Consider the following 19,770-nt stretch of genomic DNA (forward strand, 5'->3'; position numbering starts at 1 on the left):
TAGTCACACTATGTCCCCTCATGGTCTCTCTCCGCGCACCGCCTGGCCGGTCGCGACGCTCATCGGCCTGGGCGCCGCCGCCTACACCGCGTGGGTGCTCGAAGTCGTCCTCTCCACGGGCCTGAACCCCATCGAGACGTACGTGAGCGAGCTGGCCGCCCAGGACCAGCCGCTCGGCGGCCTGTTCCGGGCCACCGACTTCACCGCCGGGCTGTTCGCCTTCCTCGGCGGACTGCTGGCGCTGCTCCGGCTGGTGCGGCACGCCGAGTCCCGCCGCCCGTGGGCGGTCGTCGGCTGGGCCGGGGTCACCCTGTTCGGCGCGGCCACCGCCGCCGACGCCTGGCTGCCGCTGAGCTGCGCGCCCACCGTGGACCCCGGGTGCGCCGCCCGCGAGACCGCCGGGCTGGTCCCCGCCACCCATCAGGCCCATGCCGTCAGCAGCAGCCTGGCCATGACCGGCGCCCTCGTCGGGGTCGTGGCCCTCACCGTCGCCGCCCGCCGCTACGGCTGGTTCGCCCCGCTCGCCCGCTACGGGCCCGTGCTCGTCGCCCTCGAACTGCTCGCCACCGTCTGGACCCTGTCCGCCATCGCGCTGTTCACCGCCGGGCACGGAACCTGGGCCCTGGGCGCCGGGCAGCGGCTCCAGGTGCTGTTCGTCGCGCTGTGGCTGGGTCTGCTCGCGTACTCCGTCCACCGGGAGGGCCGTACATGACCACGCCGCACGGGAACACGCGGTACATGACCACGCGGTTCGGAAACACGCGCTGCGGGAACGGCGTCGGCCGGTTCGTGCGGGTGGACGGGGTCCCGCTGCACGTCGTGACCGAGGGCCGCGGGCCGGTGGTCGTGCTCAGCGCCGGGCTCGCCATGGCCTGGTTCGACTGGGACGAGGTCGCCGCCCTGCTGGTCGCCCGGGGCCGCACCGTCGTCCGCTTCGACCGCCCCGGGCACGGTCTCAGCGGCCCCGCCACCGCGCCGGCGACCGCGGCCGGGGAGGCCCACCGGATCGCCGGACTGCTGGACGCGCTGGGTCTCACGGACCCCGTCACCGTCGTCGGGCACTCGATCGCCGGATTCCACGCCGAGGCCTTCGCCCGCCTCCACCCGGAGCGCACCGCCGCCCTGGTGCTGGTCGACTCCAGCGTGGAGGAGGCCCCCCGAACCCTGCTGCCCGCGGCGCTGCGCACCGCCGCCGCCCGCGCGCTCGGCCGGGCGGTGACCGCCGCCGGACTGCCCGCCGCACTGGGACCGGCGGCCCGGCGGGCGACCGTACGGGCCTCCCGCACCGGCGGCGGTGATCCGGCCGCGCGGGACCTCGTACGCCGCTGCTACCGCACCGGCCGCGTCTGGCGCGGGGCCCTGCTGGAGAACGCGGGCTACCCGGACACGGCCGCCGAGGTACTGGCCCTGCGCGGGACGCACCCGCTGACCGCGCCGGCCACCGTCCTCGCGGCCCACGACGGCTCCGGGGGCCGCCGCGCCCTGCGCTGGCCGGCCCGGCAGGCGGACCTCGCCGACCGGCTCGGAGCCCGCTTCGAGCTCGTCGAGCCCGCCGGACACCTGGTCATGCTGGACCGCCCGGACCAGGTGGCCCGGGCGGTCCAGCACGCTTGAGGACCTGTCCGGCTGAGCTCCTGTCCGGCTGAGGACTTGTCCGGCCGGTCAGGACCGCGCGTAGACCTTCTCCGCCCAGCCGGCGATCTGGTCGTCCGTGAGGTGCTTGGCCAGGTCGGCCTCGCTGATCATGCCGACGAGCTTCTTGTTCCGGATCACCGGCAGCCGCTTGATCTGGTGGCTCTGCATCTCCTCCAGGACCTCGGAGACGTCCGCACCCGCGTCGATCCAGCGCGGCGTGCCCTGGGCCATGTCACCGGCCGTCACCTTCGCCGGGTTGTGCCCCTTGGCCACACAGCCGACGACGATGTCGCGGTCGGTCAGGATCCCGCAGAGCCGTTCCGTCTTGTCGCTGATGGGCAGCGCGCCCACATTGAGGCGGGCCATCAGCTGAGCGGCCCGGTCCAGGGTCTCGGTGGCGGGGATCCACTGGGCCCCGGCGTGCATGATCTCTCCGGCGGTGGTCATCGCATCAACCTCCTGAGCGCCGATGTGCGGCGGGACGCGGACGCGTCCGCCGCGGCGTCTCCGTCCGGCACGGGCGGAATACAGGCGCACTACACGCGTGCACGCCCATACGGGTGGGAGGCGCCCTCCCACCACCGTACGGGCGTGTCCCGTCACCCGCGCGGCGCAGCCCCGCGCTGCCCCAGCATGTCCGCCATCAAGGTGAGCTCCGAGCGCTGCGCGTCGACCATGCCCTGCGCCAGCTCCCGCTCGACCGGCGTCTCGCACAGCCGCGCACAGCCCTCGGCCATCGCGACGCCGCCCTTGTGGTGGTCGGTCATCAGCTGGAGGTAGAGCACCTCGGCGTCCCGGCCGGAGGCCGCGGCCAGCCGGGCGAGCTCCTCCTTGGTGGCCATGCCGGGCATCAGCGCGCCGGGCTTGGCGGCCTGCCCGCCGTGCTGCTCGCCGTGACCGCCGTGGCCGGTGTGCTCGCCGCCGGCCCCTGACGTGCCCATCCAGGACATGGGCGGCTCTCCCGCCACCACCTTCGGCAGCCCCCACAGGTCCAGCCAGCCGAGCAGCATGCCCCGCTGGTTGGCCTGGGTGTTGGCGATGTCGTAGGCGAGGCTGCGGACCGCCTCGTCCTGGGTGCGGTCCCGCACGATGAACGACATCTCCACCGCCTGCTGGTGGTGCACCGCCATGTCCCGCGCGAAGCCCGCGTCCGGTGAGTGCAACGCCGGTGTGCGGGCCGGCGTACCGGTGTCGCCGGTCGCGGCGGTGACCGTGGCGGCCGCCGCGAACAGCAGCGCCAGCAGCACGGCCGTGCCGGCGACCCAGTACGTACGGGGGGTGCGGCCGGACGGCCGGCTCACTGGCCGGCCACCCCGCTGGTGCAGGCCGCGCCCGGCTCCGGGGTCTGCGGGCCCTGCACGTACTTGGTGAAGAACTGCGCCACGCGCGGGTCGTCCGCCTTCTCCACCGTCAGCTGCTTGCCCCACGCGTTGAGCATGATCGCGCCGGCCTGCTCCTTGACCGGGCTCATCAGCGTGTACGGGGTCTTGGCCACCGTCTCGGCGAGCTTGTCCAGGTCGCCCTGGGCGGCCTTGTCGTTGTAGGTCACCCAGACCGCGCCGTGCTCCAGCGAGTGCACGGCGTTCACCTCGGGCACCGGGCTCTTGTAGACGTCGCCGTTGCAGTTCATCCAGCGGGGGTGGTGGTCACCGCCGACCGGGGGGTTCATCTCGTACTTCACCGGGGTCTCGACGTGGTTGCGGCCGAGGTTCTTCGCGTCCCAGGTCTGCTCGCCGTCGACCGGCGTCTTGCGGGCCAGTTCGACGGCGTCCTTCTTGCGCTGCTCGGTCTGCTTCTGGTCGATCATCACCCAGGCGCCGAAACCGACCAGGCCGACGACGATGACCGCCGAGGTCGTGATCGCGATCGCCTTGTTGCGCCGGTCCCGCGCTTTGTCGGCCCGGCGCATCTCGGCTATGCGCGCCTGGCGGGAGTGCTGGTCTGTGGTCTTTCCGGACTTGCTGGCCATGGTGCCCTGGTTCCTTCTGCTGAGGGGGGTGGATGGACGCGAAACCGGACCCGTCAGGTCCGCAGCACCTGGAGGACATGCAGGTCGGGGGCGCGCGCAAGCGCCAGGGGAGCCCGGATCCGGCCCGGACCGCCGGTCGCGGCGACGGGCGGCGGTTCGCCGCCGGCCACGGTCACGGCGGGCGGCGGCACGGGCAGCAGCCCCGGCATCACGTGCGCGAGGGGCGAGCAGCCGGGCAGGTCGTGCGGGGACACGCAGACGGCGTGGGTCGGCTCGTGCGCCTGGACGGCCGTCGGGGCATGGGGTTCACCGGGCCGCGCGCAGAAGAGCAGCACTCCGGCGAGCACTCCGATGAGCACGCCGACGAGTCCGCCGACGAGCCCGCCGTAGGCCGTCAGCAGGACGGCGCGCGGAAGGCCGGGACGTGTGTGACGCCCCCCGCGCGTGTGCTGCCGGCCCCCCATGGGCGCAGATGGTAATGCTCATGACCGGTCCACGGTCAGTGCGGGGGTGCCGCGAGCTTTGCCGGGTGCGTAATGTGGCGGAAACCACCGCTGGCGATACTGGGCCGGCCCGACTGTGCCCAAACCCTCGCGGTGGTGGTGCACAGGCCGTCTGAACTGCGAGGATGAAGGCATGGACAAGCAGCAGGAATTCGTCCTCCGGACGCTTGAGGAGCGCGACATCCGCTTCGTGCGCCTGTGGTTCACCGACGTACTGGGCTTCCTGAAGTCCGTCGCGGTCGCCCCCGCGGAGCTGGAGCAGGCCTTCGACGAGGGCATCGGTTTCGACGGCTCCGCGATCGAGGGCTTCGCGCGGGTCTACGAGTCCGACATGATCGCCAAGCCGGACCCGAGCACTTTCCAGATACTGCCGTGGCGCGCCGAGGCCCCCGGGACCGCCCGGATGTTCTGCGACATCCTGATGCCGGACGGCTCCCCGTCCTTCGCGGACCCGCGCTACGTCCTCAAGCGCATCCTGGCCAAGACCTCGGACCTGGGCTTCACCTTCTACACCCACCCCGAGATCGAGTTCTTCCTGCTGAAGGACAAGCCGCTGGACGGCACCCGTCCGGTCCCGGCCGACAACTCCGGCTACTTCGACCACACTCCGCAGAACGTGGGCATGGACTTCCGCCGCCAGGCGATCACCATGCTCGAGTCGATGGGCATCTCGGTCGAGTTCAGCCACCACGAGGGCGCCCCGGGCCAGCAGGAGATCGACCTCCGCTACGCCGACGCGCTCTCCACGGCCGACAACATCATGACCTTCCGCCTGGTGATGAAGCAGGTCGCCCTGGAGCAGGGCGTGCAGGCCACCTTCATGCCGAAGCCCTTCTCGGAGTACCCGGGTTCGGGCATGCACACCCACCTCTCCCTCTTCGAGGGCGACCGCAACGCCTTCTACGAGTCGGGCGCGGAGTACCAGCTCTCGAAGGTCGGCCGGTCCTTCATCGCGGGCCTGCTCAAGCACGCCGCCGAGACGGCAGCCGTCACCAACCAGTGGGTCAACTCCTACAAGCGCATCTGGGGCGGCTCCTCCCGCACGGCCGGCTCCGGCGGGGAGGCCCCCTCGTACATCTGCTGGGGCCACAACAACCGCTCGGCCCTGATCCGCGTCCCGATGTACAAGCCGGGCAAGACAGGCTCCTCCCGCGTCGAGGTCCGCTCCATCGACTCGGGCGCCAACCCCTACCTCACGTACGCCGTGCTCCTGGCGGCGGGCCTGAAGGGCATCGAGGAGGGCTACGAACTCCCGGCCGGCGCCGACGACGACGTCTGGGCCCTGTCCGACGCGGAACGCCGCGCGATGGGCATCGAACCCCTCCCGCAGAATCTCGGCGAGGCCATCGCCCTGATGGAACGCAGCGAACTGGTGGCCGAAACCCTCGGCGAGCACGTCTTCGACTTCTTCCTCCGCAACAAGAAGCAGGAGTGGGAGGAGTACCGCTCGGAGGTCACGGCCTTCGAACTCCGCAAGAACCTCCCGGTCCTGTAACCGCAGGTCAGCGGCGATACTCCAGTCACACGGCACCCCGGGCCGACGGCACTCAGCCGTCGGCCCGGACCCGTTTCAACCCTCCTGGGCCGTCTGTGGGCCGTCAGACGCCGGATCGGCCGCCCGGTAGACCTCATCGACGGCCCGCAGGGTGCGCTCGTGGCTGCTCGGCATCAGGTGCGTGTAGACCCGGAGTGTGAAGCCGGGGTCGCCGTGTCCGAGGTACGTGCTCAGCGCCTTGATGTTCTCCCCGGAGTCCAGCAGGACGGACGCGTAGAAGTGCCGCAGCGCGTGCATCCCGTGCTCGCGCGCGGCCTGGTGGCGCTCGCCCGGCCGCGGCTGCGGAATGACGCCAGCCTGCACGAGGGCGAACTTCCACACGCGGGTGTTGAAGTCGGTGCGCCGCACCGCGCCCCCGCCCGGGAGGGAGAACAGCAGCCGCTTGGTGACGAGCGGCCCGTCCGGCTTCAGCCAGGGAAGCGTCACGTCCACCGGAGGGAACTCCTCGCGGTGTTCCCGCAGCACCTGCCCGATACGGCGGGGGAGCGGCACATCCCGTTCCTTTTCCCGCTTGGGCGGACCGAAGACGAGGTGCCCGTTCGCCACCTTCACCTGATTGGCCACCCGTAGCCATTCACCGCGGAAGTCCTCGGGGTCGTCCTGCAGGCCGAAGATCTCACCCTGCCTGAGCCCCAGTCCCCCGCCGGCATCGGCCACCGCCCGGTACCGCTTCGGCAGCGCCGCCCGGACGGCGAAGAGTCGCCCGGCTGTCCACGGCCTGACCCGCGGCGCGACCGGCGCAGGCGTCCGGACTGTACGGGCCTTGCACGGGTTCTTCGCCAGCAACTCGTCATCCACCGCGGCAGCGAGTACGGCGGACACACTCGCGAAGATGACGCGCCGGTACGAGGAGACCGGCAGGACCTGCTCCAGCTCGCTCAGCCAGTCACGGATGTGCTCCGGCCGGAAGGAGTCGAGGGGCCGCGTGCCGAGGTACGGGAACGCGTGCTTGCGGATCTGCACCTCGACAGACGACCGCGTCGTCATATCCGTTGTCAGCGACGCGAGCCACTTCTCTCCGTACTCCCGAAACGTGATTCGGCCGGCGGCGGGATCGATGTACTGCCCCCGGGACATATCCGCCTCGATGTGTGCCAGCCACTTCTCGGCGAGCCGCTTCTGCCTGTCGGGAAAGCTCTTCGACTTCTCCGTGCCGTCCGGTCCGATGAACCGGGCGCGGTAGCGCATGCCGCTGCCGTAGCGGTCGGTCTTGATCCGACGGGGCTTGCCGTCGGGTCCCTGCTCAGTCTTGAACCACCGGTCTTGGATGTGGCCTGCCACGTATGGGCCTTTCTGGGCAAGCGCCGAGGGCGGGCCCGGGTGGGCCCGCCCTCGGCGGTGGTGTGGTGAGTTAGGCGGCTTGGCTGATGTCCTTGCGCTTCTGCTCGGCGATCCAGTCGTAGAGGTCGGCGGGGTCGTAGCGGGTGTGCTTGCCGACGCGGAACCCGGGCGGGCCGGTCCGCTTCTTGCGCCACTGGTAGAGGGTCTCTACGGGGACGTCGAGGATTTCGGCGACGTCGTCGGGGTTGAGGTAACGGTCGGGGAGTCCGCCCCGCAGGATGGCGCGGGAGTCACTCTCGGCGGGCATTGCTCCTCCGGCGGGTGTGTGTCCGAGGTGCGGATTTCTGCGTCACCGCGTCGTCTGTGTCATTTGCCCGTCTGACCTGCGGTTTTTGGTGACACGGGGTGCGGTGGTGTGTCACCCGTCTGTGTCACCCGTGTCACCGGGTGACGCTGGCAGGTGACGCGGGTGACGTGTGATGACGCAGCCGTGGGCCGTCTGCGTCACCGGTATAGCCGCAGGTCACGAGCCGTTTGCTGGCATGCGGTGACGTGGGTGACGCAGCATCTCTTCTCTTAGAAAAAAGGAGAGGGAGTTTCTGTTGTGGTGCGGTGCGTCTTAGAACGTGAAAGGGGGCCGCTGCGCGGCACGTCCCTTGCAGCGGCGGCAAGCCGCCGGAACTACAAGAGGAGCACGCGCTACGGGTGGCGCGTGCTCCTCTTGCTTGTGCGCGGATGGTCGTGGCGGGGGCTGGTTAGAACGCGGCTTCCTGCTGGCCGGGCGTTGGGGCAGCGGGTCGGGTCATTTCGATGTAGCGGGCGGTTTTGGTGCGGCCCCAGTCGACGAGTACGCCGCGTGCGGCGAGCGTCGGCTGGAGCCGCTTGAGGCGGTCGGAGAGCACCTTGCCCGTGGTGGGCCAGCCCTTGGGTAGGGGACGGCAGTCCTCGCCGGTGTAGAGCTGGGTGAGGGCGTGCAGCCACTCTGTGGAGGTCATCCGGACGTCCTCGCCCGGGTTGATGCCGGCGGCGTGCTTGAGGACGGTCTGGGCGAGGAGGTCACCTTCGATGACGTCGTCGTTGAGGTCGTCGAGGCTGGCCCGGTAGGCGTTCAGCGTGCCGAAGCCGTTGGCTGCGTCGAGCTGGGCGCAGAGGTGGGCGAAGTCGGCCATGCGCAGGTCGGTGGGGATGTCGGCCTCGGTGGCGCGTACCTTCACGGTGAGGTCCAGTAGCGAGCCGAGGATGACGGGCAACACTTGCTCGTACTCCGCCCACAGCTCCGCCTCCGTGCGCCGCACGCGGGGACGTTCCAGGCGCAGGGGCAGGAGTCGTTCGGCGAGGTCGGGGCGGATGACTCCCACGTCGATGCCGGTCAGCAGCAGCGGGCGGCGGTAGCGGGAGCGGTAGACGTCGCCGTCGCTGAACAGTGCGCGTTTGATGCTCTCGGCGCCGGTGACGATGCAGCACATGAGGTCGGAGAGGTCCGGGGGCAGGTGGGAGAGGTTGTCCAGGGCGGTGACCCATCCGGCGGCGACGGCTGTGATCAGGTTCTCCTCGTCCTTCGGTGCCCGGCGTAGGTCGCCGCTCATGCCCTCGATGATCCGCACCAGCATCCGCCCGCCGGTCGACTTCCCGGCGCCCTGGGGGCCGGTGAGGAACGGTGCGGGGACGGGCACGGACGGCTCAAGGCAGCCAATCAGCCACGCGATGGCCAGGCACTCGCTCTCGGCGTTGGCAAAGTTGCACAGCCGCAGGAGCAGGTCGATGCCCTTGCCGTCGGTGTCTGGGGCTGGGAGGGGGAGTTCGCCGGTGAGCTGGGTGCGCCGCCAGCACACTTCTCGCGGGTCGGGGGTGAGGATGTCCCAGCCGGTGGGGTGGATGCGGACGGACTTGCCGTCGTCGCGGCCCAGGTCGAGCCAGGTCGCGCCGTCGAACCCGGGCGCTACGCGGATGTGGGTGGCCTGTACGTCCTGGCTGAGCGCGAGTGCTTCGATCAAGTCCAACGCCTCCTTGAGCGCGGTGCCGTTGAACACCCCGAGCCCGTCATGGAAGAGGCCCACCATGAGTTCCTGTCGGTGACTGCCGGTCGTGCCCTGGGAGCGGATGGGCCGGGCGACGGGATGGCCGTTCTTCTGCGCGTACACGGTCCCTTCGGTGGTGCGGAAGTACCGGAAGTGCGCCTGTGCGTAATCGGTGATGATCTCGCGGGCTGGAGTCTTCTCCTCCTCAGCCATGGCTACATCCCCAGCTTCGTACGGGCGTTTGACCAGGCGTCCTCGCAGCTCCGCAGGGACTCACCCTTCTCCTGCGCGGCGGTGAACAGCCGCCCGATGTCCGCTTCGGTGAGGCAGCCGCACCGGCCGTGGGCGGATAGCACGGCGAGGAACGTCCGGTAGACGGTCTTGTGGATGGCGTCGGGTGCCTCTTTGATGCGCTTCTCCGCCATGGCGATGCCCCGCTCCAGATAGACGGGCGAGCGGTGCGGGCACTCCCCAGCGCCGGCCAGCGCGGGCACGGTGATGGCGCAGGACGGCCGGGCCGCGGCCGGCTTCTTCGCGGCCAGCGCACGCACGGCTTCAGGCAAGGGCGCCATTGTCCCGGTGCCGGTGCCGCGCCACTGGGCGTAGGCCATGGTGGACTTCAGGTCGACGCCCTCACGGACGCCGTTGACCGAGCGCATGGCGCCTCGGTAGATCCAGTGCTCGCCCCGGGTGGTCGTCACGACCTTGGTCGTGGGCAGGTTATGGCGGGCCCACGCGACCGCGTCGGGGTTGTCGAGGTCCACGACGGTGAGGTCGGCACCGCCCGGGTGGTAGGCGACGGCGTGTGCCTGCCGCCACGAGGCCGCCCACGCGGGCGAGGCGAGGACGTCCGGATCGGTTGTGGCGGCGCCCCACGCGTGGCAGGGGGCGGGGCACTGGCAGGTCCCCGCCGCCTTCATGTGGGGCCGGTCCCCGCAGGTCGAGCCGGAGCAGGCGCGGCAGTTCCCGAACGGACGCTTGCCTTCTCGTAGCGGCATGACGGGCAAGCCGATTCCGGCGAGCCAGAGCGCGGTTCGCAGGTGCGGCAGTAAGGCCGGCCGCGCAGGGTCTCGCGGGAAGTCAGTGGGGTGGGTCATGCTGGAGTCCTCCGGGTCTTGAGTCGATCGGGAGATGAGGGCGGCCCCGGCTTTGGCGAGACGGGGGCCGCCCTTCGGCTTTTTCAGAACGGGGGTTCGTCGCCACACGGGTCCGGGCTGGTGTGCTGACGCCGGGGCAGGCGAGGGAGCGGGAGCAGGGTCCAGCGGCGGTTCTCGTCCCAGCAGTGGCAGGTCTCCCACTCCGTGCCGGCGTATTCGCCGGTCTCGTGGTCGCCGTAGTCGCGGTTGTGGCCGCCCTCGCCGCGGCAGTCGACACAAGCGGGGTTGGGGGTGTCGGTCAGGACCAGGGCCGGACGGGGCCAGGTGGCCCGGTGGATGCGGAGCCGGTACATGCGCTGTCTCCTCACTCGGCCTCGGTGTCGGAGTCGGCGGCAGTGTTCTGGGGGCGGTGGGTGGCGGTGATGTAGAGGCGGGTCATGAGTCCGTCGCGGGTGGGGTACTGGCGGGCCGTGCCGGTGGTGAAGGCACGGGCGAGTGCCGCGGTGACGTGGTCGGTGTCGGCCGGGTGGCAGATGACGCGGATCTCGAGGAACACGGGCGGCCCTAGAGGTTGGGGATGGCCTGCACGATGGCGGTGGCCATCTGGTTGATGGGTCCGGCGGCGCCGGTGGAGGCGAGGAAGAAGCCGAATCCGGCGGCGGTGAATGCGCCGCCGTAGCTGAGGGATCCGTTGCGCAGGAGGAAGTACAGGACGAGTCCGAAGAGCGCGACGAGCGAGACCGTTATGGCCATGCCGGAATCTCCTTTGACGGCGCTTGGGGTGGCTGGGAGGCTGCTGGGGCCCCGGGTGCTGACAAGCTCGGGGTCTTGCCGGTGGCCGTGTCCGCCTAGCTCGCCCTGTCGAGCGGGGCCCGCCTGATGGCGGGCGGCCACCGGCTTTCTGCTGTCCGGGGTCAGCGGGCGCCAGCGCGGTGGATGTCGCGGCTGTGGTTGAGCAGGCGGCGGCCGAGGCGCAGGCGCTTGCCCTGGCCGTGGCAGCGGCGGCAGACGCCGGTGGCCTTCGGCCGGCCGTGGCGGTCGGTGGTGATGCGGGCGCCGAGTCCGTCGCACTTGCGGCACGTTCCGAACGGGCTGATCCCGCAGAGTGCGGCGTAGATACCGAGGCCGAGGATGGCCAGGGAGCTAGCGGTGAGCATGGGTGGTCCCTTCCCGTCATCAGGGCGTTTCCGGGGGGTTGGGCAGAGGTGCTGCTAGGCGCTAAAACGCAGGTCAGGGCAGCGTGGGGGTGCTAGCGGGGGTGCTAGACCTAGCGGCGGCGGGTGCTAGGTCTAGCGGGTGTGCTGGGGGTGTTCAGGCGGCCCGGTCGGCGTCGCGGCGGGTGATCGCGGCCGTCAGATCGGCGCGGTCGATGCCGCGGCGGTTCTTGCCTGCGCCGTCGTCGGTCTGGCCCCACACCTGCCCGGTCTTGATCCCCCAGGGCTTGAGTGCGGCGGTGACGTTCTCGCCCTTCCACCCGGTGTAGGTGTCGGGACGCAGTTCTGCGAGGCGGGTGGCGATCCGCTCGCACCACACCGACTTCTCCGAGGCCGGGACCACCTTCAGCACGTCGGCCAGGACATCCATGCCGGAGCTCGTCTCAGGACCGGCGCCGGTGGCGTGGCCGGTGATGTTGCCGTACTCCTCGCGGGCGGTGCGGGCGCGGGCCACGACTGCTTCGGCGGCCACCGCGTCCACGAACGCGGAAGCGACGATGCGCGGGTCGTCGCCCTCACCGGCCATCCAGCAGATGCCTCGGTCGGAGCGGGAGAACATCGTGGCCCGGTACCCGGCCTTGTACATCGAAGTACCCAGGATCATGTCGTTGGCGGGCTGCCCCATCACCTTCAGCGCGAACCTGAGGACCGCGTTCGCGGAGATGCCGGTGGGCAGGGACTTCGCGTCGGGCCGTTGGGTGCCGAACATGCCGACCATGCCGAGGGCCGGGCCGCGCTTGGTGATGTCGGTGCAGATGTCCTCGATCTCCTGGCCGTACTTCTCGTGCTCGAACGCCACCTGGCACTCATCCAGCCCGACGACGATCGGGTGCAGTCCGAGCGACTTGTCCGAGGCCAGCCCAGGAGTCACCTTCGACTCCGGGCAGCGCGTACGGGGCAGGGACTTGATGACCTTCGCCCGCCGGCGCAGTTCGTCCTTCAGCTCGCGCAGGGACTGCACGACGTACTCGATGTCCTCGTCCTCTTCGCCCGCCCGGTAGCGGTGGCAGACCGGCTCGAGGGCGGAGAAGTCGCCGGTGCCCTTGAAGTCGAACGCGTGCAGTTCGGCGCGTGGGTCCAGGGCGGCGATCAGCAGGAGGAGCCGCATCAGGAACGTCTTGCCCATGCGGGGGATGGATCCGACCACGACGGCGGCGAACATGAGGGTGACGGTCACGTCGCGCATGCGCTGGTCGTTGCCGAACACGACCGGCTTGAACAGGTCCACCGTCCCCGACTTTGCCAGTGGCCAGGCCGGTTTGGTGGTCTCGTTCATCGGCTTGTCCCCCACCCACAGCACCAGCCGTCCCTCATGCTCGGACGGATCCGGGGCTGGCCACACGCAGCCGACCTTGCGCCGCAGACCCGAGGCGAGGGGCTTGCGGGCCTCCATGATGTCCTCGGGGGTGACGCCGTAGGGCAGGTCGAGGTCGGCGCGGTAGCCGGGCCCGTCGCGGACGATCTCCGAGGTGAAGCGGAGCCCGTTCATGTCGCCGCCCTTCTTGATGGCGGCGGAGATTTTCGCGCTGCCGATGCTGTCCAGACCGCGGAGCACGATCGACCCGGTCAGCTTCTGCAGCTCCGTCTTCAGCACCGCGGGGCCGATGACCTTCTCGTCCGGCTGCTGGCCGCCGAGCCCCAGCAGGAGCACCCCGCCGGCGGCGAACGAGTACAGGAAGCCGGGGGCCAGCACGTAGAGCCACAGGGCGAAGGAGAGGCCGAACACGGCGGTGACCAGGGTGACCAGCCCGCGCAGCTTCACGCGGCCCGCGCGGAGGCTGGACAGGCGCATGTACTCCTCGGCGTCCTCGTTGCGGACGGCGAACGCGCGCAGCGGGGCCGCCTCGCGGTCCCACACCCACCGGTTCGTGGAGGCGACGAACTGGCAGGCGCCGCGCGGCGAGCGGGCGGCCAGACGGGCCGTGTAGACGGGGATGCGGACACCGTGGAACAGGGCGGCGTAGCCGAGGTTCGCGCCCGTGTGTCGGGCGGTGGCGGCGAAGTCCCGCCGGTTGGTCAGCCACCCGGCCAGGACCGGCTTCCGCCGCTCACTGCGGACTTTCGGATCGGGGAGGTTCGGGTTGTCGACCATCTTCGGTATCACCGGCTCGACGTCCTCGTCCGGGACGGCGCGCAGGTGCGTGGTCGGGGTATCGGTCATGCTGGAACTCCTGCTCTGACTCGCTACGGGTTGTGTGGGGCCCGGGGCAGCCGCGCATTCTTTGGCGAGAGGGGCGGCTGCCCCGGGGCACAGCTACTTGCGGACGTTCCTGGCGTTCTTGGCCCTGGCCTTCAGCGCCGCCTTGTCGGCGGCGGCCTGCTCGGCTGCCAGACGGGCGTCGCGTTCGCGGGCGCCGTCGATGATCCGCTCGACCTTGCGCTCCAAGTCGCCCTGGTAGACGGTCTGACTGGCGATTCCGCGCTTGGCCATCCGGGCGGTGTACCAGGCGATTTTGGCGGTCTCGCCTGCGGTGAACTTCGGGTCCTTCGCCATGACGCTCCCTCCGAGGCCGGGCTGTCCGGCTCCCCTCACCACCCGCCCGCGGGCGGGTGGATCGGGCAACCGTCAGCCGCGACGGCGGCGGGCCTTGCGCATGTTCTTCACGGCAGCTCCGCCCTGCGGGCTGCCCACCGACTTCACGACGGTGTGTACGCACCAGCCCAGGACCAGGGCCAGGAACGCGAGGAACGCGATGTTCGCGGCCATCGCGGTCAGCGCGGCGATGAGCAGGGGGCCGAAGTACACCCCGGCCACGACCGTGCCGGCCCCGATACCCGAGCCGAGCGCGATGCGCTGGACGGTGCGGTCGGGCGGGGCCTGGTGGATGTGCTGGTGCACGACCTGCGGGCCGTGGAACGTGGCGGGCAGGTCTTCGGCGTAGACGTGGGTGCCGTCCGGGAGCCGGACGACGCGGGCGGGTTCGGGCAGGTTCGTCACGGTGCCTCCTCAGGCGGTGGGGCGGGGGATCGCGCGGCAGCTTTCGGCGTGTGTCTGGGCGCTGGCGTGGATGCTGGTGACGTCGCCGCTGCTGCCCCCGACGCCGCAGCCACGGCAGTCGTAGCTGTGGCCGAAGTCGCGGTTCTTGCGGACGTCGACGGTGGCGTCCGGGTCGGAGAGGATCTCTGCGGCCTTGGTCAGGTAGCGGGCGATGACGCTGGCGGGCCATGCGGTCGTGCTGGTCATTTGGTGGTCTCCTTCGGGGTCACACGGCCAGGAAGAGCGCGGCCAGGGTCAGGGCGAGGACGTGCGCGGTCTGGTCGACGTGGGCAGCGCCGCCGTGCGCGGCCCAGCCCTGCTGGCGGGCAATCCGCATCCACGCGGCGATGGGCCAGCGTCGGTCGATGAACCCGTGGCTCACGCCAATCCACAGCACCGCCGCAACGGCGGGCAGGAGCGGAAGCTGCCATCCCAGAGCCATCGAACCGGCCGTGAGGAGGAGTCCGCAGGTGACCATGTGGGTGGCGGCGTGAGCGAGGTTGGCCGTCCAGCCAGTGCGGCCGCATCCGGCCTTGTGCGCGGCCTGGCGGTCACTCTGGAGGGGGTAGTCGGCCAGCAGGTGACCGACGTAGAGCAGGAACGCGATCTCAGCGAACACAGAGAGCCCCTTCCGGGCAGGTCAGGCAGCGTGGGACGACGCCTCGGGGTAAGCGCAGGGCACGCACATGCCGAGCGAGGCCGGGATGACGTATCCGGCATCCATCCGGCAGGCGGGGCAGGTGCGGCGGGCCGTGTTGGCCTTCGCGAGCGCGACTGTCTTGGCCGGCGTCATCGGCCGGACAGGCTTGGCCCGGTCGATGCGGTACAGGAACGCGGTCAGCGGACCGCGCCGGAACCGCGGGCGCAGGACCTGCCCGGCAATGTCCTGACCCCCGGGCCGAAGCCCCAGGGCCCGTAACTGCCGGCGGGTGGCCAGACCTTCGGGGGCCAGGCGCCACGGGAAGGTAGGCAGGCCGTGGATTCTTCCATCCGGGTCGCAGCAGGCCGCGAACGTCAGGCTCATCCGGCCACCGCCGCAACGGAGTCACGCTCGCGCTCCGCCTTCAGCGCTTCCCGCACGATGCGGGCCTTCGCCGGAGATGTACGCAGGGCCTTGCGGATCCCCTCACCGGTCAGCTTCTCGACCGGCCACGACTCCGTCAGACTCCGTGCCTCCGCCAGCAGTTCGGCTTCCGTGCGGATCGGACGGGTCGATCGGGCAGCCGCAGGGACTCGACCGGTCGCCCGACGAGGACGAGTTGACTCGGCCGCCACTGCGAGCTGGGGCAGGGCCTCGATCGGCTCGATCGGAGCAGTGGGGGAAGAGGCCACCTCCGCCCCCGGACCGCTCTGCCCGGCCAGGGGTTCAGCCTGCTCAGCCATGGACTGGTTTGCCATAGTCTGAGTCGATTCCTGCGTATTCGGCTCGATCGGGGGCTGGTGGTGGAGGACTTTCGCGACGAGGTCGGAGCCGAAGTAGATCGATCCGACCGGCAGCGACGTTGCCAGCAGCACGAGCGCCCAGTTCGCTGGATCCCATTCGGCGAGGCGGGTCCAGTCGATCGACTTCGCGTGCAGGTCGGGCACCAGTCCGTGGACGTAGTTCAGGACCAGGGAGGCGAGCGTGTAGGAGGCCAGGACCCGCAGGGCGAACCTGCGGGCCTCATCAGTCAGGACGAGAGCGGCGACCAGGGCCAGGGCCATCAGCCCGTCGACGACGAACGGGTACAGCGTCGCCGCCGTGTCGTCCGCGCCGATCGCCCGGGCTACGTCCCGAAGGGCGTTCCAGGAGACCCGGAATGCCATGCCGACCACGGCTACCAGGGCCAGCACCAGCAGCGTTTTCGCCCGGCGGTTCACCGGTCCGCTCCGTCCCGGGTGAACTCGAACGGCGTGTAGGTGACGGGCTCTTCGGCGGTCCGTCGGCGGATCGAACTCGCTGCCAGCCAAGGATCGCGGCTGTGGGCGAGGTTCGCTCGGAGAAGGATCCGCACGGAGCAGGCACGCTGCTCGAGCAGCCGGTAGTAGAGCCGCTCGTCCGTGTCAGCGATCGACGGCAGAGGCACATCCAGTGCGGCCACGATCGCGGCCAGCAGGTCGGCGTGCGCGGCCTGCATGGTGCGTTCGTTCATGCCGCACCGCCGGGCAGGTGGGCCGCGATGGCCTGGTTGATCAGCGTCCGCCGGGCGGTGAGGACCTTGCGGGCCGCCCGGCGGATCCGCCGCTCATCCAGCTCCGACGGAGCCCGGTCCAGCACCGTGATCTGTGCATCGAGCAGGTCGACCTCCGCCAGGATCAGCGGCAGCTCCCACTCGATCGCGTCCAGCTCCGCGTCCGTCGGCTCCAGGTCGACGGGCAGCGGGGTAACGAGGTTCTGAAGTGCAGCGATGGACTTCATGGGTCTTGCTCCTTCTGTGGAGGAACGGGACCCGAACAGCAGCCCCCGGCGTTCCCGCGCCGGGGGCTGCACTGCGTTCGGGAGGAGAGAGACGAGCCGGAGCTAGCTGGCCTTCTTGCCGGCACCGCGGCTGTGCGCGGCGTCCAGCTCCGTACGAGCGTCCTTGCACTTGCCGGAGGTGATCCGGTCGTAGACCTTCTGGCTCTTCGCCACCGACGACGGCGACGACAGGTCAGAAGAGGACTGCGACGAGGACTTCTTGCCGAACATGCGAACTCCCTCGAAGTAGGTGATGGAGTGGCCGGACGCGCCGGCCCCGGCTCCCCTCAACCCCGCCCGTACACCGTCGGAGCGGCGGACGGGCAGAGGAGGCAGCCGGCCGCAGCGCTGAGCTGCGGAGAAAGCTGAGCGCGCGGACCTGAGCCGCGCCGGCCGCCTTACTGAGGAGGCGGCGGCCTCAACTTCACGTCCACTGTTGAGTTCTCAAGGAACGACGGCTTCCGGGGGGCGCGGTAGACCTGAGAAGGACTCCCGAAAACGGGGCACCGCCGGAACCAGCGAGGTATCGCGTGCAGCTCGGTACAGGCATCCATGCAGGTCAGCGCAGGTAGCCGCGCCCACTGCATGAGATACATGCTTGAACATGTATCTCAGATTGGCGGTTCTGGTTGAGGCTGTCAAGCTCTGCGCCTCAGCCGGTCCGTCTTGTGGTGTGACATCAGAGTGCCGTCGGAGGGCGGGACGAAGTCACCGCGTCTCTGGACGACTTGGGACGTCCTCGATAGCGTTCTGAGGGGCGATTACGTCCCTGGACGTCCCTGGGGGTGGGATGGCGAACGAGCGGTTAAGGTCCGCGATGCTGACGCAAGGCGTCGCCGTGGATGCCCTGGCGGAGCACCTTGGGGTCGACCCCAAGACGGTGGAGCGCTGGATCACCAAAGGGCGGGCGCCGTACCGGCGGCATCGTCTTGCCATCTCGGCGTTCCTGCGGGAGGACGAGGGCTATCTCTGGCCGGATGGCCTGCCGGACGGGCAGCGCAAGGAGGCTGCCGATGCCGAGGTTTTGAAGGTCTACCCGCACCGCTCCTACGTGCCGGCTGACCTATGGCTCCAGCTGTTCGGGAGGGCAGAACGAGAGATCGGCGTGCTGGTGCACGCGGGTGTTTTCCTTGCCGAGAATCCGCGTTGGCCGCAGCTGCTCAGGCTGAAGGCGGCCGGCGGAGTTCGGGTGCGCATCCTGCTCGGCGATCCGGACAGCCCAGAGATCCGGCGCCGAGGGGACGAAGAGGAAATTGGCGAGGGCGTGGCCTACAAGGTTCGCGAAGTGATGAAGCTCTACCGCCCCCTGTACTCGGTTCCGGGGGTCGAATTCCGACTCCACCGGTCGACGCTGCACAACTCGCTGTATCGGTCGGATGACGAGTGGTTGGTGAACACGCAGGTGTACGGGGTGAGCGCGCCTCTGACGCCGGTTCTCCATCTGCGCAAGGTCGCCGGTGCTGAGCTGGTCTCCACGTATCAGCAGAGCTTTGAGAAGGTCTGGTCCGAAGCCGTCCCCATTGAAGGTTGAGCATGAGCCGCCGTACTGACTATTTCGACGATCCCAACGCGCCGAAGGCCAACAGCATCGTGCCCGCAGTGACCGCCTTCGTCGTCAACGAAGGCGGCGATGTGCTGCTGGAGCGGCGGTCGGACAACGGCCGTTGGGGCATGCCGGGGGGTGTCCAGGAGATCGGCGAGAACATCGCGGGAACGGTGGTCCGGGAGGTCCTGGAGGAAACCGGGATCCTCGTCGAGGTCGTCGGCCTGGTGGGCATCTTCACCGACCCTGGGCATGTCATCGCGTTCGCTGACGGCGAGGTGCGACAAGAGTTCTCGCTCTGCTTCCGGGCCCGACCGGTCAGCGGCGAGATCAAGGTGAGTTCGGAATCCCTGGAGGTGCGGTGGGTTTCCAGGGCGGAAATCGAGGCCCTCGACGTATCGCCGACGACCCGCCGGCGGCTGGAGGAAGGCTTCCGCGACTCGCCGGTTCCCCGAATCAGCTGAGCTTGGACCGCTCTGTCTCGAAACTGCGCTGACGTACCCGGGCGACTCGGGCCAGCAACTCCGGTCGAGCCGCGTATACGGCTCGGAACACGACGTGATCCGGGCCGTACCGGTCGAGTACCTCGGTCAACCGGTCCGCTGGATCCACGAGCGCGCCCACGGGGCTGCTGGTCAGGTCGCAGTAGGTGATCGCGTCCACCAGCGCGGGCTCTGCGGGGCCGAACTCCGCCAGCATCTCGTTCAGCCCCAGCTCGGAGGCCTCCCACGGGGAAGACGTATGGAAGGCCACGACACTGCACAGCCGGGGATCGGCACCCACCACGTCACGCAGGTAGCGCGCCCCATCGATCATGTGTTGCCCGGTGTCGACGGCCGCCCGCGCGTACCCAACGTCGTGCGCGATGGCGGCCGCGGCTAGCAGCTCCGCATCCTCACCCAGAGCCGGGGCCAGCGTCAGGGCCTGCGAGTAGACGCGCTGGGAATGAGCCCACCGCTTCGGCAGGCTTTTGGCGAGCAGGGACTCCGCAAGGTCGTGAGCCCACTGAGCCAAGTGCATGCGAGTGCCTCCCAAGGTGTCGAGGTTCAGGACGCCGGGCTGACGAACCGCCCGACTCCGTGCTGAGCTTGAACGTGCCCTGCGGTCTCCAGTTCGTGCACGGCGCGACGGACGGTGCCCCGCGAGACCCCGTAGGACTCGGAGAGTTCTGCCTCGCTGGGGAGCCGAGCACCGGCGGGTAGCTCGCCCGTCCGAATGCGGTCCAACAGGTCCGTCATGATCCGCCTATACGGCGCCATCTGTGAGCGGCCGCCGACCTGGCGGCCCACCCCGGCGACGGTTGTTACGTCGCCGGTTTCCTCCAACGCGCGAAGCGCGCGACGGACGGTCGTGCGTGCCACGCCGAACTCCCGCCCGATCTCCGCCTCGGAAGGAAGGCCATCTGGGTAGGCCCCCCCGGCGATCTTTGCCCGCAGGGCCTCCGCGATCGTCAAGTACGTCCCGCGCGGGCTGGGGTTCGTCACGCTTCCTCCTTCTTCCGGCGCGCGCGGGTGGCTGATAGGGCCTGCCGCGCGGTCCAG

29 protein-coding genes are annotated in these 19,770 nt (G+C 70.1%); 5 read left to right on the forward strand and 24 right to left on the reverse strand.

Annotation, left to right across the window (positions count from 1 at the left end; translation table 11 throughout):
- Positions 1–10: 10 nt before the first annotated feature.
- On the forward strand, positions 11–712 hold the full coding sequence (locus tag OHA89_RS25825; RefSeq protein WP_266609967.1) for a DUF998 domain-containing protein: 702 nt from the start codon (positions 11–13) through the stop codon (positions 710–712).
- A 26-nt stretch (positions 713–738) separates the two neighbouring features.
- On the forward strand, positions 739–1,614 hold the full coding sequence (locus tag OHA89_RS25830; protein WP_266612425.1) for an alpha/beta fold hydrolase: 876 nt from the start codon (positions 739–741) through the stop codon (positions 1,612–1,614).
- Between the two features lie 48 nt (positions 1,615–1,662).
- Here OHA89_RS25830 and OHA89_RS25835 read toward each other — a convergent pair whose 3' ends face one another.
- The 4 genes from OHA89_RS25835 to OHA89_RS25850 all read right to left on the reverse strand — a co-directional run bounded on the left by OHA89_RS25835 (position 1,663) and on the right by OHA89_RS25850 (position 4,068).
- Positions 1,663–2,082: a CBS domain-containing protein gene (locus OHA89_RS25835; protein WP_215140684.1), complete on the reverse strand. Its 420-nt coding sequence runs from the start codon at positions 2,080–2,082 to the stop codon at positions 1,663–1,665.
- Between the two features lie 152 nt (positions 2,083–2,234).
- On the reverse strand, positions 2,235–2,936 hold the full coding sequence (locus tag OHA89_RS25840; protein WP_266609969.1) for a DUF305 domain-containing protein: 702 nt from the start codon (positions 2,934–2,936) through the stop codon (positions 2,235–2,237).
- Positions 2,933–3,604, reverse strand: a complete 672-nt coding sequence (locus tag OHA89_RS25845; RefSeq protein ID WP_257556594.1) for a DUF3105 domain-containing protein — start codon at positions 3,602–3,604, stop codon at positions 2,933–2,935. Before OHA89_RS25845 ends, OHA89_RS25840 begins: the two co-directional genes overlap by 4 nt.
- 53 nt (positions 3,605–3,657) lie before the next feature.
- Complete coding sequence (locus tag OHA89_RS25850; protein ID WP_266609971.1) at positions 3,658–4,068, reverse strand: hypothetical protein; 411 nt, start codon at positions 4,066–4,068, stop codon at positions 3,658–3,660.
- A gap of 172 nt (positions 4,069–4,240) precedes the next feature.
- On the opposite strand from OHA89_RS25850, the gene OHA89_RS25855 reads away from it, so the two are divergent.
- Positions 4,241–5,602 (forward strand): glutamine synthetase family protein, encoded by a 1,362-nt coding sequence (locus OHA89_RS25855; protein WP_031148703.1) that lies wholly within the window; start codon positions 4,241–4,243, stop codon positions 5,600–5,602.
- 75 nt (positions 5,603–5,677) lie between these two features.
- On the opposite strand, the gene OHA89_RS25860 is transcribed toward OHA89_RS25855, so the two are convergent.
- The 18 genes from OHA89_RS25860 to OHA89_RS25945 all read right to left on the reverse strand — a co-directional run bounded on the left by OHA89_RS25860 (position 5,678) and on the right by OHA89_RS25945 (position 16,917).
- Positions 5,678–6,943, reverse strand: coding sequence for a tyrosine-type recombinase/integrase (locus OHA89_RS25860; protein WP_406367217.1), 1,266 nt, complete (start codon positions 6,941–6,943; stop codon positions 5,678–5,680).
- A gap of 70 nt (positions 6,944–7,013) precedes the next feature.
- Positions 7,014–7,250, reverse strand: a complete 237-nt coding sequence (locus tag OHA89_RS25865) for a helix-turn-helix transcriptional regulator (protein ID WP_406367218.1) — start codon at positions 7,248–7,250, stop codon at positions 7,014–7,016.
- Positions 7,251–7,698: 448 nt separating this feature from the next.
- On the reverse strand, positions 7,699–9,174 hold the full coding sequence (locus OHA89_RS25870) for an ATP-binding protein (protein ID WP_406367219.1): 1,476 nt from the start codon (positions 9,172–9,174) through the stop codon (positions 7,699–7,701).
- Positions 9,175–9,176: 2 nt separating this feature from the next.
- Complete coding sequence (locus OHA89_RS25875) at positions 9,177–10,058, reverse strand: bifunctional DNA primase/polymerase (RefSeq protein WP_406367220.1); 882 nt, start codon at positions 10,056–10,058, stop codon at positions 9,177–9,179.
- An 83-nt stretch (positions 10,059–10,141) separates the two neighbouring features.
- Positions 10,142–10,411 carry a hypothetical protein gene (locus tag OHA89_RS25880; RefSeq protein WP_406367221.1) on the reverse strand — a complete coding sequence of 90 codons (270 nt, stop codon included), beginning with the start codon at positions 10,409–10,411 and terminating at the stop codon, positions 10,142–10,144.
- Positions 10,412–10,422: 11 nt separating this feature from the next.
- Entirely contained in the window at positions 10,423–10,614 is a 192-nt protein-coding gene (locus OHA89_RS25885) for a hypothetical protein (protein WP_406367222.1), read from the reverse strand.
- A gap of 8 nt (positions 10,615–10,622) precedes the next feature.
- On the reverse strand, positions 10,623–10,811 hold the full coding sequence (locus OHA89_RS25890) for a hypothetical protein (protein ID WP_406367223.1): 189 nt from the start codon (positions 10,809–10,811) through the stop codon (positions 10,623–10,625).
- 161 nt (positions 10,812–10,972) lie between these two features.
- Positions 10,973–11,215 (reverse strand): hypothetical protein, encoded by a 243-nt coding sequence (locus OHA89_RS25895; protein WP_406367224.1) that lies wholly within the window; start codon positions 11,213–11,215, stop codon positions 10,973–10,975.
- Between the two features lie 154 nt (positions 11,216–11,369).
- Positions 11,370–13,433, reverse strand: a complete 2,064-nt coding sequence (locus OHA89_RS25900) for a cell division protein FtsK (RefSeq protein ID WP_406367225.1) — start codon at positions 13,431–13,433, stop codon at positions 11,370–11,372.
- Between the two features lie 93 nt (positions 13,434–13,526).
- Positions 13,527–13,766, reverse strand: a complete 240-nt coding sequence (locus OHA89_RS25905; protein WP_406367226.1) for a DUF6257 family protein — start codon at positions 13,764–13,766, stop codon at positions 13,527–13,529.
- Between the two features lie 72 nt (positions 13,767–13,838).
- Positions 13,839–14,210, reverse strand: coding sequence for a DUF6251 family protein (locus OHA89_RS25910; protein ID WP_406367227.1), 372 nt, complete (start codon positions 14,208–14,210; stop codon positions 13,839–13,841).
- A gap of 9 nt (positions 14,211–14,219) precedes the next feature.
- Positions 14,220–14,456: a hypothetical protein gene (locus OHA89_RS25915; RefSeq protein WP_406367228.1), complete on the reverse strand. Its 237-nt coding sequence runs from the start codon at positions 14,454–14,456 to the stop codon at positions 14,220–14,222.
- Positions 14,457–14,475: 19 nt separating this feature from the next.
- A complete protein-coding gene (locus OHA89_RS25920; RefSeq protein ID WP_406367229.1) occupies positions 14,476–14,868 on the reverse strand; it encodes a DUF3307 domain-containing protein in 393 nt (130 codons plus the stop codon).
- A 21-nt stretch (positions 14,869–14,889) separates the two neighbouring features.
- Positions 14,890–15,273: an RRQRL motif-containing zinc-binding protein gene (locus tag OHA89_RS25925; RefSeq protein WP_406367230.1), complete on the reverse strand. Its 384-nt coding sequence runs from the start codon at positions 15,271–15,273 to the stop codon at positions 14,890–14,892.
- Positions 15,270–16,109, reverse strand: a complete 840-nt coding sequence (locus OHA89_RS25930; protein ID WP_406367232.1) for a DUF2637 domain-containing protein — start codon at positions 16,107–16,109, stop codon at positions 15,270–15,272. Before OHA89_RS25930 ends, OHA89_RS25925 begins: the two co-directional genes overlap by 4 nt.
- On the reverse strand, positions 16,106–16,381 hold the full coding sequence (locus OHA89_RS25935; RefSeq protein WP_406367233.1) for a hypothetical protein: 276 nt from the start codon (positions 16,379–16,381) through the stop codon (positions 16,106–16,108). Before OHA89_RS25935 ends, OHA89_RS25930 begins: the two co-directional genes overlap by 4 nt.
- A complete protein-coding gene (locus OHA89_RS25940) occupies positions 16,378–16,647 on the reverse strand; it encodes a DUF6284 family protein (protein WP_406367234.1) in 270 nt (89 codons plus the stop codon). The genes OHA89_RS25935 and OHA89_RS25940 overlap by 4 nt, the downstream gene beginning before the upstream one ends.
- A gap of 102 nt (positions 16,648–16,749) precedes the next feature.
- Positions 16,750–16,917 carry a hypothetical protein gene (locus OHA89_RS25945; protein ID WP_406367235.1) on the reverse strand — a complete coding sequence of 56 codons (168 nt, stop codon included), beginning with the start codon at positions 16,915–16,917 and terminating at the stop codon, positions 16,750–16,752.
- A gap of 559 nt (positions 16,918–17,476) precedes the next feature.
- Here OHA89_RS25945 and OHA89_RS25950 point away from each other — a divergent pair.
- Positions 17,477–18,217, forward strand: coding sequence for an XRE family transcriptional regulator (locus tag OHA89_RS25950; protein ID WP_406367237.1), 741 nt, complete (start codon positions 17,477–17,479; stop codon positions 18,215–18,217).
- A 2-nt stretch (positions 18,218–18,219) separates the two neighbouring features.
- Positions 18,220–18,693: an NUDIX domain-containing protein gene (locus OHA89_RS25955; RefSeq protein WP_406367238.1), complete on the forward strand. Its 474-nt coding sequence runs from the start codon at positions 18,220–18,222 to the stop codon at positions 18,691–18,693.
- Here the strand turns inward: OHA89_RS25955 and OHA89_RS25960 are convergent.
- Both OHA89_RS25960 and OHA89_RS25965 read right to left on the reverse strand, forming a co-directional pair.
- Positions 18,686–19,249: an HD domain-containing protein gene (locus OHA89_RS25960; RefSeq protein ID WP_406367239.1), complete on the reverse strand. Its 564-nt coding sequence runs from the start codon at positions 19,247–19,249 to the stop codon at positions 18,686–18,688. The two genes, OHA89_RS25955 and OHA89_RS25960, sit on opposite strands and share 8 nt — an antisense overlap.
- A gap of 26 nt (positions 19,250–19,275) precedes the next feature.
- A complete protein-coding gene (locus OHA89_RS25965) occupies positions 19,276–19,713 on the reverse strand; it encodes a GntR family transcriptional regulator (RefSeq protein WP_406367240.1) in 438 nt (145 codons plus the stop codon).
- Positions 19,714–19,770 lie beyond the last annotated feature (57 nt).

This window comes from Streptomyces sp. NBC_01546 (genome assembly GCF_045208355.1).
In the GTDB taxonomy this organism is placed as follows: domain Bacteria; phylum Actinomycetota; class Actinomycetes; order Streptomycetales; family Streptomycetaceae; genus Streptomyces.

Coding starts and splice junctions, on each gene's coding strand:
- OHA89_RS25825 (WP_266609967.1), top strand. CDS start 11: ATGTCCCCTCATGGTCTCTCTCCGCGCACCGCCTGGCCGGTCGCGACG.
- OHA89_RS25830 (WP_266612425.1), top strand. CDS start 739: ATGACCACGCGGTTCGGAAACACGCGCTGCGGGAACGGCGTCGGCCGG.
- OHA89_RS25835 (WP_215140684.1), bottom strand. CDS start 2,082: ATGACCACCGCCGGAGAGATCATGCACGCCGGGGCCCAGTGGATCCCC.
- OHA89_RS25845 (WP_257556594.1), bottom strand. CDS start 3,604: ATGGCCAGCAAGTCCGGAAAGACCACAGACCAGCACTCCCGCCAGGCG.
- OHA89_RS25850 (WP_266609971.1), bottom strand. CDS start 4,068: ATGGGGGGCCGGCAGCACACGCGCGGGGGGCGTCACACACGTCCCGGC.
- OHA89_RS25855 (WP_031148703.1), top strand. CDS start 4,241: ATGGACAAGCAGCAGGAATTCGTCCTCCGGACGCTTGAGGAGCGCGAC.
- OHA89_RS25865 (WP_406367218.1), bottom strand. CDS start 7,250: ATGCCCGCCGAGAGTGACTCCCGCGCCATCCTGCGGGGCGGACTCCCC.
- OHA89_RS25870 (WP_406367219.1), bottom strand. CDS start 9,174: ATGGCTGAGGAGGAGAAGACTCCAGCCCGCGAGATCATCACCGATTAC.
- OHA89_RS25875 (WP_406367220.1), bottom strand. CDS start 10,058: ATGACCCACCCCACTGACTTCCCGCGAGACCCTGCGCGGCCGGCCTTA.
- OHA89_RS25880 (WP_406367221.1), bottom strand. CDS start 10,411: ATGTACCGGCTCCGCATCCACCGGGCCACCTGGCCCCGTCCGGCCCTG.
- OHA89_RS25890 (WP_406367223.1), bottom strand. CDS start 10,811: ATGGCCATAACGGTCTCGCTCGTCGCGCTCTTCGGACTCGTCCTGTAC.
- OHA89_RS25895 (WP_406367224.1), bottom strand. CDS start 11,215: ATGCTCACCGCTAGCTCCCTGGCCATCCTCGGCCTCGGTATCTACGCC.
- OHA89_RS25900 (WP_406367225.1), bottom strand. CDS start 13,433: ATGACCGATACCCCGACCACGCACCTGCGCGCCGTCCCGGACGAGGAC.
- OHA89_RS25905 (WP_406367226.1), bottom strand. CDS start 13,766: ATGGCGAAGGACCCGAAGTTCACCGCAGGCGAGACCGCCAAAATCGCC.
- OHA89_RS25915 (WP_406367228.1), bottom strand. CDS start 14,456: ATGACCAGCACGACCGCATGGCCCGCCAGCGTCATCGCCCGCTACCTG.
- OHA89_RS25925 (WP_406367230.1), bottom strand. CDS start 15,273: ATGAGCCTGACGTTCGCGGCCTGCTGCGACCCGGATGGAAGAATCCAC.
- OHA89_RS25935 (WP_406367233.1), bottom strand. CDS start 16,381: ATGAACGAACGCACCATGCAGGCCGCGCACGCCGACCTGCTGGCCGCG.
- OHA89_RS25940 (WP_406367234.1), bottom strand. CDS start 16,647: ATGAAGTCCATCGCTGCACTTCAGAACCTCGTTACCCCGCTGCCCGTC.
- OHA89_RS25945 (WP_406367235.1), bottom strand. CDS start 16,917: ATGTTCGGCAAGAAGTCCTCGTCGCAGTCCTCTTCTGACCTGTCGTCG.
- OHA89_RS25950 (WP_406367237.1), top strand. CDS start 17,477: ATGGCGAACGAGCGGTTAAGGTCCGCGATGCTGACGCAAGGCGTCGCC.
- OHA89_RS25955 (WP_406367238.1), top strand. CDS start 18,220: ATGAGCCGCCGTACTGACTATTTCGACGATCCCAACGCGCCGAAGGCC.
- OHA89_RS25960 (WP_406367239.1), bottom strand. CDS start 19,249: ATGCACTTGGCTCAGTGGGCTCACGACCTTGCGGAGTCCCTGCTCGCC.